Annotated in this window: 12 protein-coding genes; 4 read left to right on the forward strand and 8 right to left on the reverse strand. The window is 69.5% G+C overall.

Annotated elements, in window-relative coordinates; translation table 11 throughout:
* Window positions 1-6 precede the first annotated feature (6 nt).
* From QSK32_RS31805 to QSK32_RS31835, 7 genes are all read right to left on the reverse strand, one after another.
* On the reverse strand, window positions 7-996 hold the full coding sequence (locus QSK32_RS31805; RefSeq protein ID WP_045742030.1) for an ABC transporter ATP-binding protein: 990 nt from the start codon (window positions 994-996) through the stop codon (window positions 7-9).
* On the reverse strand, window positions 993-1,970 hold the full coding sequence (locus tag QSK32_RS31810) for an ABC transporter permease (protein ID WP_285473952.1): 978 nt from the start codon (window positions 1,968-1,970) through the stop codon (window positions 993-995). The genes QSK32_RS31805 and QSK32_RS31810 overlap by 4 nt, the downstream gene beginning before the upstream one ends.
* A 3-nt stretch (window positions 1,971-1,973) precedes the next feature.
* Window positions 1,974-2,954 carry an ABC transporter permease gene (locus QSK32_RS31815; RefSeq protein ID WP_045742032.1) on the reverse strand — a complete coding sequence of 327 codons (981 nt, stop codon included), beginning with the start codon at window positions 2,952-2,954 and terminating at the stop codon, window positions 1,974-1,976.
* Window positions 2,951-3,997: an ABC transporter ATP-binding protein gene (locus QSK32_RS31820; RefSeq protein ID WP_285473953.1), complete on the reverse strand. Its 1,047-nt coding sequence runs from the start codon at window positions 3,995-3,997 to the stop codon at window positions 2,951-2,953. The genes QSK32_RS31815 and QSK32_RS31820 overlap by 4 nt, the downstream gene beginning before the upstream one ends.
* A 66-nt stretch (window positions 3,998-4,063) precedes the next feature.
* Complete coding sequence (locus QSK32_RS31825; RefSeq protein ID WP_285473954.1) at window positions 4,064-5,749, reverse strand: ABC transporter substrate-binding protein; 1,686 nt, start codon at window positions 5,747-5,749, stop codon at window positions 4,064-4,066.
* A 118-nt stretch (window positions 5,750-5,867) separates the two neighbouring features.
* Entirely contained in the window at window positions 5,868-6,869 is a 1,002-nt protein-coding gene (locus QSK32_RS31830) for a LacI family DNA-binding transcriptional regulator (RefSeq protein ID WP_045742035.1), read from the reverse strand.
* Window positions 6,870-7,012: 143 nt separating this feature from the next.
* A complete protein-coding gene (locus tag QSK32_RS31835) occupies window positions 7,013-7,867 on the reverse strand; it encodes an NAD-dependent protein deacetylase (protein WP_045742036.1) in 855 nt (284 codons plus the stop codon).
* Window positions 7,868-7,970: 103 nt separating this feature from the next.
* On the opposite strand from QSK32_RS31835, the gene QSK32_RS31840 reads away from it, so the two are divergent.
* The 3 genes from QSK32_RS31840 to QSK32_RS31850 all read left to right on the forward strand — a co-directional run bounded on the left by QSK32_RS31840 (window position 7,971) and on the right by QSK32_RS31850 (window position 10,286).
* The gene (locus tag QSK32_RS31840; protein WP_285473955.1) at window positions 7,971-8,312 is read left to right on the forward strand and encodes a hypothetical protein; all 342 of its coding nucleotides are present in this window, start codon (window positions 7,971-7,973) and stop codon (window positions 8,310-8,312) included.
* A 66-nt stretch (window positions 8,313-8,378) separates the two neighbouring features.
* Entirely contained in the window at window positions 8,379-9,074 is a 696-nt protein-coding gene (locus QSK32_RS31845; protein ID WP_285473956.1) for a hypothetical protein, read from the forward strand.
* 165 nt (window positions 9,075-9,239) lie between these two features.
* Window positions 9,240-10,286, forward strand: coding sequence for an App1 family protein phosphatidate phosphatase (locus tag QSK32_RS31850; protein WP_052720407.1), 1,047 nt, complete (start codon window positions 9,240-9,242; stop codon window positions 10,284-10,286).
* 118 nt (window positions 10,287-10,404) lie between these two features.
* Here the strand turns inward: QSK32_RS31850 and QSK32_RS31855 are convergent, their stop codons facing one another.
* Window positions 10,405-10,584 carry a hypothetical protein gene (locus tag QSK32_RS31855; RefSeq protein WP_045742039.1) on the reverse strand — a complete coding sequence of 60 codons (180 nt, stop codon included), beginning with the start codon at window positions 10,582-10,584 and terminating at the stop codon, window positions 10,405-10,407.
* A 17-nt stretch (window positions 10,585-10,601) separates the two neighbouring features.
* Here QSK32_RS31855 and QSK32_RS31860 point away from each other — a divergent pair, with 17 nt between their 5' ends.
* Window positions 10,602-11,252: a hypothetical protein gene (locus QSK32_RS31860; RefSeq protein ID WP_045742040.1), complete on the forward strand. Its 651-nt coding sequence runs from the start codon at window positions 10,602-10,604 to the stop codon at window positions 11,250-11,252.
* The last annotated feature ends 46 nt before the right edge of the window (window positions 11,253-11,298 follow it).

Below are 11,298 nucleotides of genomic sequence, written 5' to 3' on the forward strand. Positions count from 1 at the left end.
TGAAGCTCATCGTGCCTCCTCGTGCAGCCAGCAGGCGACCGTCCGTCCGTCGCCGCCCGGCGCGAGCACCGGGATCCTGCCGGCGCACGGGTCGAAGGCCTTCGGGCACCGCGGGTGGAAGGAGCAGCCGCTCGGCATCCCCTTCAGGTCGGGCGGGGAGCCGGGAATGCCGGTCAGTTCACGGCGCGGGCCGCGCAGGGCCGGGAAGGACCCCAGAAGACCTCTGCTGTACGGGTGCAGAGCGTCCCGGTAGATCGCGGCGGCCGGCGCCTCCTCGACGATCCGCCCGCCGTACATGATCGCGATCCGGTCCGAGAACTCCACCAGCAGCGACAGGTCGTGGGTGATGAAGACGACCGAGAAGCCGAGCCGCTCGCGCAGCTCGATCAGCTGGCCGAGGATCTGCCGCTGCATCACCACGTCGAGCGCGGTGGTCGGCTCGTCCATGATCACGACCTGGGGCTGCAGGATCAGCGCCATGCCGATCATCACGCGCTGCCGCATGCCGCCGGAGAGCTGGTGCGGGTACGCGTCCATCCGGTCCGGCGCGATGCCGACCAGGGTGAGCATCTCCCGGGCCCGCTCGGTGCGCTGCTTCTCGCCCATCCGCGGATCGTGGGCCCGCAGCACGTCGGTCAGCTGGGTGGAGATCTTGTGCACCGGGTTGAGCGAGTTCATCGCGCCCTGGAACACGATCGCCGTCTCGGCCCAGCGGAACGCCCGCAACTGCCGGTCGGTGAGCCCGAGTACGTCGTACGGCTCGCCCGCGGAAGGGTGGTAGATCACCTCGCCGCCGGTGATCACGCCGGGCGGCGGGAGCAGCCGGGTCGTCCCGTACGCCAGGGTGGACTTGCCGGATCCGCTCTCGCCGGCCAGACCGAGCACCTCACCGCGGTGCAGGGTCAGGGTGACGTCGCGGATCGCGTGCACGGCCTGGTCGCCCAGTCCGTAGTCGACGTTGAGACCGCGGATCTCGAGGACCGGTTTCCTGCTCACTTCGAGACCTCCTTGCGGATCACCGGGGTGAAACCGATGCGCATCCGCACCGTCTGCCCGCTGGTCGTCTTCACCTTGGTCTTGCCGGCGCTGCGCAGTCGCGGGCTGACGAACTCGTCGATGCCGAAGTTGATCAGCGAGAGCGCGGTGCCCAGGACGGCGATGGCCAGGCCGGCCGGTACGAACCACCACCAGGCGTTCTGGGCGAGCGCCTGCTGTCCCTGCGCCCAGAACAGGATGGTTCCCCAGTTCCAGGTGGTGTTCGAGGTGACGCCGATGAACGCCAGGGTGATCTCGGAGAGCACCGCTAAGATGACCGTGCCGACGAAACCGGAGGCGATCACCGCGGTCAGGTTCGGCAGCAGCTCGAAGACGATGACCCGCCAGGTCCGCTCGCCGGTCGCCCGGGCCGCCTCGACGAAGTCCCGCCGGCGCAGCGAGAGCGTCTGCGCCCGCAGCACCCGGGCGTTCCACGACCACGAGGTCAGGCCGATGACCAGGGCGATCAGCCAGTCCTCGGCGCTGGACAGGGCGGAGGTGATGATGATGATCAGCGGCAGGGCCGGGATCACCAGGAACACGTTGGAGAGCGCGGAGAGACCCTCGTCGGTCTTGCCGCCGACGTATCCGGCGGTCACCCCGATCAGCACCGACAGCACGGTGGCCACGATGCCGGCGAAGAACCCGACGAACACCACGCTGCGGGTGCCGGCCAGCAGCTGGCTGAACACGTCCTGGCCCAGGTGGGTGGTGCCCATCCAGTGTTCCGCCGACGGGGGTTGCACCAGCTGGTCACCGCGGGCGCCCGGGTCGTACGGTGCGATCCACGGGCCGACGATCGCCAGCAGGACGTAGATCCCGAGGATGATCAGGCCGGCCGCGGCCTTCTTGTTGGCGACGAACCGGAACCGCTGTCTGCGGGCCTTGGCGGCCGGGACGACGGCCACCGCGCCGACGGTGGAGATGGACGACATCGGTCAGCCCTCCTTGCGGGTGCGCGGGTCGAGGAGCAGGTAGGCCACGTCCGCCAGCAGGTTCGCGATCAGCACCGAGATCGTGATGACCAGGAAGACGCCCTGCATCAGCGGGTAGTCCTGGGCACCCAGGGCCTGGAACAGCTGGAAACCCACGCCCGGGTACGAGAAGACGATCTCCACGAGCAGCGTGCCGCCGACGATGAAGCCCAGCGACAGCGCGAACCCGGAGACGTTCGGCAGCAGGGCGTTGCGGGCCGCGTACCCGAGTGCCACTCTCCGGTCGGAGAGGCCCTTGGCGTGCGCGACGGTGATGTAGTCCTCACTGGACACCGTCACCATCATGTTGCGCATGCTGAGGATCCAGCCGCTGACCGAGGAGACCAGGATGGTCAGGGCGGGCAGCAGGCCGTGCTGGATCGCGCTCGGGACGAACCACTGGTCCCAGGCCGGTTCCAGGCCGATGTCGGCGCCGCCGGACGACGGGAGGAAGCTGTCCGGGCCGGTGAACAGGTAGATCGCGATGATGCCGAGCCAGAAGTACGGCACCGAGGAGAGGAACGTGGTGACCGGCAGCAGGCCGTCGGTCCACGAGCCGCGCCGCCAGCCGGCCAGCACGCCGAGGCCGGTGCCGATCGCGAAGCTGATCACCGTGGTGATGCCGACCAGCCACAGCGTCCACGGGAGGCTGTCACTGATGATCTCGGAGACCGGGGTCGGGAAGAACGTGAAGGACAAGCCCAGGTCGCCGCGGAACAGCTGCTGCCAGTACTTGACGTACTCCTCCCCGACGCTCATGTCCCGGTCCAGGCCGAACAGCACGTACAGCGAGTCGATCGCCTGACTGCTGAGCTGGCCCTGGTACTTGGTGATCAGCGACTGCACCGGGTCGCCGGGCACCATCCGGGGGATGAGGAAGTTCAGGGTGATCGCGGCCCAGGCGGTGAACGCGTAGAAGGCCAGGCGCTGCAGGAAGTACTTCACTTCGCGGCCCCCTCGGTGTCGTACAGCCAGCACGCCGCCCAGTGGCCGGGGACGTCACCGATCTCCAGCCGTACCGGCACCTCGGTCGAGCAGCGGGCCATCGCCATCGGGCAGCGCGGATGGAACCGGCAGCCGGCCGGCGGGTGGATCAGGCTCGGCGGTTCACCGTTGCCGCGGTCCTCGCCTGCGGCATCGGACGCGCCGGTGAGCCGGTCCGGGTCCGGAGCGGAGTCGATCAGCAGTTTCGTGTACGGGTGAGCCGGGTTCTGCGTCACCGTCTCGCTGTCGCCGCCCTCGACCATCCGGCCGGCGTACATCACCATCGTCTGGTCCGCGAAGTACCGTGCCGACGCGATGTCGTGGGTGATGTAGAGGATCGCCAGGTCCAGGCGTTCCTTGAGGTCCCGCAGGAGGTTCAGCACGCCGAGCCGGATCGACACGTCCAGCATGGACACCGGCTCGTCGGCGAGCAGCGCCTCGGGGTTCGCACCGAGGGCCCGGGCGATCGCCACCCGCTGGCGCTGTCCGCCGGAGAGCTCGTGCGGGAACTTGTCGAGGTAGCGCTCCGGCGGCGTCAGGTGCACCCGCTCCAGGAGTTCGTGCAGTGCACCGTCGAGGTCGTCCCCGGCGTTGTCGTGGATCATCAGCGACCGGGTCAGGTGGTACCGGATGGTGTGCACCGGGTTCAGCGAGGCGAACGGGTCCTGGAAGATCATCTGGACGCGCGCGCAGTACCGGCGGAACGCCGACCCGGACTTCGCGGTCGTCGACGTGCCGTGCAGCCGGATGTCGCCGCCGGTCCGCGGATAGAGCTGGGCGAGCAGCCGGGCCACGGTGGACTTGCCCGAGCCGGACTCGCCGACCAGGGCCACCACCTGTCCGCGCCGGAGCGTGAGGTTCACGTCGTCGACGGCGTGGACCGCGTCCTTGCGCCGGTTGAGGAGGTCGCGCATCGTCCGGCGGACGGGGAAGTGCTTGGTCAGGCCGATCGCCTCGAGCACCACCTCGCCGGCCGGCGCTTTCGCGTCGGGGATCGACGTCATGCCGGATTCCTTAGGGGGAGTGGGACGGCCGTGCGCCCCGGCCGGTGACCGGGGCGCACGGGGCGATCAGGACTTGGCCGGGCGCAGGTGCAGGACCACGTCCAGGGCGCCGGCCTGGGTGGGCTGCATCGGTGCGTACGAGTCGGCGTCCGAGGGCCAGCCGATCCAGTTCTTGGTGCTGTACGCGCCACCGACGTTGTCCGAGCCGATCGGCAGCATCGGCGCCTGTTCCACGAAGATCTTCTGGATGGTGGCGAGCGCCGCGGCACGGTCCGCGTCACTGGTGGCGCTGGAGTACGTCTTCAGTGCGGCGGTCGCCTCCGGGCTCTGGAAGCGGCCGAAGTTGCCCTGCTGGGCTGCGGTGCCGATCGGCTTGTAGAGGTCGCCGTCCAGCACCGTCTGGTAGATGTCGAACGGCGTCGAGCCGCCGTTGGTCCAGCGGACGGTGCCCTCGAAGTCGCCCTTCTGGACGTTGGCGTCCCAGACGTTCTGGTTCGGCTTCTCCACCGTGGCCTTGATGCCGATCTCGGCGAAGTTGCTCTTGAGGATCTCCAGCGTGGTCTGGTAGTCCGACCACGACGCCGGGTCGCTGAGCTTGATCGTGACCGGCTCGCCGGACGGCGTCCTGAGGGTGTCGCCCTCCAGCTTGTACCCGGCAGTGGCCAGCAGTGCCTTGGCGCCCTCGACGTCGACCGCGAACGTCTTGCCGGTGAAGTCGGCGGAGATGTACGCGTCACCCGCGCCCTCCGGCAGACCGGTGACGCTCTTGATCTCCGGGTGGAAGTAACCGGCCTCGGCCTGGGTGAAGATGTCCGCCCGGTTGACCACCATGTTCATGGCCTGGCGCAGCTTCGGGTCGTCGAACGGCTTCTTGGTGGTGTTGAGGTACAGGCCGTGGATGCCGAGCACGCCGGGCGCCCAGACCTTGTAGTTCTCCGGGTCCTTGGCGACGAACGTCTGCTGGTAGTTCGGGATGAAGACGAAGCTCCAGTCGGACTGACCGTTGGCCAGTGCCGTGGTCTGCGCGTTGTTGTCCGCGTACGACGTGTAGCGCAGCTCCTTGACCTGCGGGAGGTCCTGCCAGTAACCGCTCTCCCGGACGGCGAGCGTGATGCCCTGCTGGCTGAACGACTTCAGCGTGTACGGTCCGCTGCCGACCGGCTCCTTGATCGGGTCGGTGGCCGGGTCGGCGATCTTCTCCCAGATGTGCTTGGGCACGATCGGGATCTGGCCGATGACCTTGTGCTGGGTGGTGAACTGCGAGGTCTTGAAGGTGACCTTGACCTTGTCGCCGTCCGCGGTGATCTGGTCGAACGGGACCGCGAAGATGTTCAGCGCCTCGTTGCTCTTGACCAGGTTCAGCGTGAAGACCACGTCCTCGGCGGTCAGCGGCTTGCCGTCGGACCAGGTGGCCTTGTCCCGGATCACCAGGTCGACCGTCTTGTAGTCCGCGGACCAGGTGATCTCACTGGCCAGCCAGGGCTTCAGCGAGTCGGCCGGTTTGGTGTTGTTCCACTGGCCGAGCGGCTCGTAGAGCATCCACCGGTACCCGAGGGAGGCGCCGGCCGAGGTGCCGACGAAGGGGTTGTTGTTCTCGGTCACGGTGCCGTTCGGCATGCCGATCGACAGGTAGTCGGCCTGCGAGCCGTTGGCGGCGTTCTTGTTGGCGTTCGGCGAGTCGCCGCAGGCCGCGAGGCCGCCGGTGGCGAGGACGCCGGCCAGGGCGACCGCGAACAGTTTCCTTCTCTGCATCGCAAATACTCCTCGGGAGAGCGCTTTCTGGGCAGGGGGTATCGCGCGACCGGTGGACGCCGGTCGCTGGGTATGGCTAGAGGGCCGGCCGTCGTGGGGCCGGCCTGTTCGAGGCTGGTTAAGAGACTGTCGAGGCGCGGACGGTGAAGGTGGCCGGGATGATCGTCGGCCGGTTGGGGAGCGCGGCGCCCTCGAAGTGGGCGAGCAGGGTGCGGGCCGCGGCCTCGCCCATCTCACGCATGGGCTGGTGGACCGTGGTCAGAGGGGGCTGGCTGTGCGCGGCCATCGGTATGTCGTCGAAACCGACCACCGCGACGTCCTCCGGCACGCGCCGGCCGCTGTCCTGGATCGCCTGGACGGCCCCGAAGGCGGAGAGGTCGTTGTGGCAGAAGACCGCGTCGAACGCGAGCCCGCTGTCGATGGCCTGCCGGACGGAGTCGGCGCCACAGCCGACCTTGAAGTCGCCGAGCATGATGCGCTCGTCGTCGATCGGCAGCCCGGCCTCGGCATAGACCGAGGCGAAGCCGGCCGTGCGCTGCTGGGTGCACCCGAACCGGGCCGGCCCGGTGACCACCAGCGGCTGCCGGCGGCCGATCTCCAGCAGGTGGCGCGCCGCCGCGGCGGCGCCGAGGTGATTGGTGGTGCCGATGCTCGGGATCTGGCCGGACTGCTGGTCGCGGTCGTCGATCAGGACCATCGGCAGGCCCCGCGAGTGCAGGGTGGCGATGTAGTCGAGGGTGCCCTCGGGCTCGATGACCAGCAGGCCGTCGAACGACTTGGCGGCGACCTGGGCGGCGAACTGCCGCATCGACTCCTCACCGCGGTTGCAGGTGAACAGCAGCATGCCGTAGTTCTCGGCCTCCAGCACGTCGGCCGCACCCTGCAGCACCTCGCCCATCCAGGGCCAGGTGAGCGAGGGGACCAGCATGCCGACGACCCGGGTGCGGCCGCGGGCGAGGTTGACGGCCCGGGCGCTCGGCACGTAGCCGAGCTCCTCGATGACCGCGCGGACCCGGTCGGCGGTGCTCCGGTCGAGCTCGCCCTTGCCGTTGAGCACCCGCGACACGGTCGTTTTGCTGACCTTGGCCGCGGCTGCCACATCGGCGATGGTGATCGGCACTGCTCCTCCGCGATGTGACTGGGCCGTTGCGCCGGCGTTTCGGAACCGGTTTCGGTACCGGTTTCGGCAGTCAACATCAGTGAGAGCCGTCACGTCAATGTGCCAGGAGATCAAAAAAGGTTTCGAGACGATAACCGTTTAAGTTACCTTCCAATAAAACGGTAGTTACCGGCATCAACCGCCAGATTCGGTAGGACCACGCCGAGCGGCGCATCGATGAAGAGGTCCGCGTACGGCTCGCCGCGGGTCACGCCCCGGTTCACGATCGCCACCCGGATGCCGTCCTTCACCGCCCGCAGCACGAACCGCCGACCCGACATCACGGTCAGCGAAGAACCCAGAACCAGCAGCGTGCGGGCCGCCCCGACCAGCGAGAACGCCCGGGACACCCGGTCGGCCGGCACGGTCTCGCCGAAATAGACCACGTCCGGCTTGAGCATCCCGTCGCAGGACAGACAGTCGACGACGGTGAACCCGTCCAGCTCGGCCTCGTCCATCTCCACGTCGCCGTCCGCGTTGACCGCGGTGGCCACCCCGGCGAACCGCGGATTGGCCAGGGTCAGCCGCTCGGCCATCTCCTCGCGGGCGGTCAGCTCACCACAGGCCAGGCAGACGATCCGGGCCATGTTGCCGTGCAACTCCACCACCTCGCGGGCACCGGCCGCCTGATGCAGGCCGTCCACGTTCTGGGTGATCACTCCGGAGAGCAGGCCGGAGTTCTGCAGCCGGGCCACCGCCCGATGGCCGTCGTTGGGCGCGGCCTCGCCGATCGTGCGCCAGCCGAGATGGCTGCGCGCCCAGTAGCGCCGCCGGGCCACCGGATCGCCGGTGAAGTTCTGGTACGTCATCGGAGTGTTCCGGCGGGCCGAGCCGGACGGCCCCCGGTAATCCGGGATGCCCGAGTCGGTGGAGAGACCCGCCCCGCTCAGCACCACGACGCCGCCCTCGCGGATCCAGGCGTCCAACCGGGCCACCTGCTCCACCACCTGTAGGTCCATGGTCCTATCGTCCCCCGGACGGGTGACCGCACAAGGGCACCCCAGGGTGGGCGTCACCACCGCGAGCCCTGCGCGTTGCCGTTTCCACTAGTAGCGTGATTCCGTGATCGCTGTCAGCAGGCTCCTCTGGCGTCCGTGGGACGCTCGACGCCTGCTGCGCTTCCTCACCGTCCTGGCGATGCTCGCCCTGGTGGTGACTCTGCGGGCACCGAGCGCACCCACCGTCGCCCCGGAGTTGTCCGCCGTCCCCGAGCTGTCCGTCGCGACGGCCGGCCCGGTCACGACGGCCGCCGGCACGGAGCCGTCCGTCGCGACGGCCGCCGTTGCGGAACCGCCGGCCCCGGAGACCGTTCCGGCTCCGGCGGCGATCATCACCGGTCCGGACACCCGGCCCGGCGGCGAGACCCCGGACACCCGCGGATCACGCGGACCGCCGGCCGCCTGACGCCCCGGCGGGACACCGCCGGGACGCCCGTCGATGCCGGCCGTCGTCCACTTCCCAGGGGTGTTCATGGATTCCGCATTTGACAACTTCCTGACCGCGATGCCGCAGGCCGCCTTCATCTGGGTGGCGATCCTGCTGCTCCTCGCGGTCGCGGTGGTCACCTCGGCGCTGCCCCGATTTCACGGCGCGCATCCCGTCGAGGAGAACCCGTACGCGGACGAGATCGAGAACGCCGCGACCCGGGCCGCCGCCACGGCCGTCCGGCGACGGGCCGAGTGGCTCGCCGCCCAGGAGACGGTCGACAGGGCCTGGACCGCGTACGAGGAGGCGGACCGGGCCGCCCGGCGGACGTCGGCCGCGACCGCGTACCCGCTGATCAGCCGTCGTCGCAAGCCCGGCGAGAACGTCGACCGGCAGCGTTACCTGCACCGGGCGGCCGGCGAACTGTGCCGCTCCCAGGACCTGTCGATCGCCCAGCTCAACGACGTGTACGCGCACCGCGGCTGGAACCCCCGCCTGCACCCGGTGCAGCAGGAACCGTTGCTGCGCAACGCGGCCCGCGATCACCGGCTGACCGCGTACCGCCGGGCCGTCGAGGCCGAGCGGATCGCGTGGCGGGCCGCCGAGGCCGCCGCCGACGAGGTGCGCAGCCTGCGGGCGGAGGCCTCGTCGGCCCGGATGCGCGGCCCGGCCGCCGAACCGATCGACCAGCAGTGGTGGTCCGAGCAGTGGGCCGCCACCGAGCTTCCGGCGGCCGCCTGATGTCCACCCTGGAGTCCCGGACGGCGCCGTGGCATCCCGTGTCCGTACCTGTGTGGAAGACGGACGGTGACGTGGTCCAGCCACCCCCACTTCGATGCGGGTCCCTGGTCCCCGCCCGGTAACGTGGCCGGGCGGGACGGGCGGCTGGAACTGGGTAAGGAGGCGATGGTGACGGTAACTCCCGCGGGTGCGAGCTCGCCTGCGGCCCGGATGCACCGGGCCGCCCTGATCGAGGACGCGGTCCACGACGTCATCGAACGTCGGCTGCGCGGACGGGGCTGGAAGCCCTACATCACGGCCTACACCGGGTACGGCGCACCGGGCTGGGCCCGGGTGATGGGCCGGGTGTTGCTGGCCCGCCCCGGCATGGTCGGCAGACGCCGGGAGAAGGTACGCGGCTGGCGCAGTTTCACCACCACCCCGGCGGCCGGCGCGCTGGTCCGCATCGAGCTCGGCGGCACGATCACCGAGGCGCACACCGACCGCAGCGGCTACCTCGACTGCCGGGTCAAGGGCGACCTCGACCCGGGCTGGGGCAGTGCCCGGCTGAGCATCGAGACGAGTACACCGGTCGACGCCCCGATCCGGGTGATCGACCCGAAGGCCACCTTCGGTGTGATCTCCGACATCGACGACACGGTGATGGTGACCGCGCTGCCGCGCCCGATGCTCGCCGCGTGGAACACGTTCGTGCTCGACGAACACGCGCGGATGGCGGTCCCCGGGATGGCCGTGCTCTACGAGCGGCTGGTCAACGCGCACCCCGGCGCCCCGGTGGTCTACCTCTCCACCGGTGCCTGGAACGTCGCGCCCGCGCTGACCCGTTTCCTGAGCCGGCACCTCTATCCGGCCGGCCCGATCCTGCTCACCGACTGGGGACCCACCCCGGACCGGTGGTTCCGCAGCGGCCAGGAGCACAAGCGCAAGACGCTGCGCCGGCTCGCCCAGGAGTTCCCGGACATCCGGTGGCTGCTGGTCGGCGACGACGGCCAGCACGACCAGGAGATCTACTCCGAGTTCGCCCGGGAACACCCGGACAACGTCGCGGCCGTGGCGATCCGGCGGCTCTCGCCCACTCAGGCGGTGCTGGCCGGCGCCATCCCGGGACCCTCGGAGAACGCCGAGGTGGTCCCGTCGGGCGGCAAGACGTGGTTTTCCGCCCCGGACGGCGCCGGTCTCTGGTCCGTACTCAGAGACACCGACATGGTGTGATCGTCACTCCAGCCGCATGTCACTCCAGCCGCATGTCGATCCAGCCGCATGTCGATCCAGCCGTATGTCATTCCAGCCGTATGTCGATCCAGCCGCATCGTCATTCCAGCCGCATCGTTCACTCCGGTCGCGGAGCCGGCCCGTCCGGTTTCGCGGCCTCGGCCACCCGCTCGTGCAATCGGCTCCGGATCTCGTCCGGGGTGTACGCCCGGCGCTGTCGCTCCTGCCGGGCGATGATCGCCCCGGTGGCCGCGACGCCCGCCAGTCCTGCCAGTCCCACTACCTTCCACCAACGCATTTGTTGAGGATAGACACGTGGTTGCCGAACTAAGCCTCGACGAGGCCATTGACCTGACTCGTACCGGTGACATCTGGATCTTCCGAGGACGATCCGGTCCGGACCGGGCGATCCAGACTCTCACCAACAGTCCCGTGAACCACGTCGGCATGTCCCTGGTGATCGAGGACATGCCACCACTGATGTGGCACGCCGAACTCGGCAGGTCGCTGCCCGACATGTGGTCCGGCGGCTTCCAGCGCGGCGTACAACTGCACGACCTGAGGGACGCAGTCACCGTGTGGGCCCGCCGGTACGGCCAGCGCGGTTACCTGCGCCAGCTGGAACCGGGTGTGACCCGGGCCATCGAGGACAAGGCCCTCAAGACGGTGGCCCGCCTGGACGGCACGCCGTTCCCGTCCACGTCGCAGCTGGCGGCGCGCTGGGCCCGTGGCCGGGTGCCGCAGATCCGGCTGCCGTGGCAGGAGCGGCGGGTCAGCGAGGCGACCCTGGAGAAGGCCTACTGCGCCGAGGTGGTGGCGGTGACCTATGAGGACATGGGCCTGCTGCCCCGCGGTCGTAAGGCCAACTGGTACGACCCGGGGCGTTTCTGGAGCGGCGACGAGCTGGAGCTGTGCCCCGGGTACTCGCTGGGCAAGGAGCTCTCGGTGGTAGTCCCCGAAGCCTGACACCACACGCCCGAACTCACCACACCAAACGGAGTGTGTTGAGTTA

Source organism: Actinoplanes sp. NBRC 101535 (genome assembly GCF_030269225.1).
GTDB classification, from domain to species: Bacteria; Actinomycetota; Actinomycetes; order Mycobacteriales; family Micromonosporaceae; genus Actinoplanes; species Actinoplanes rectilineatus.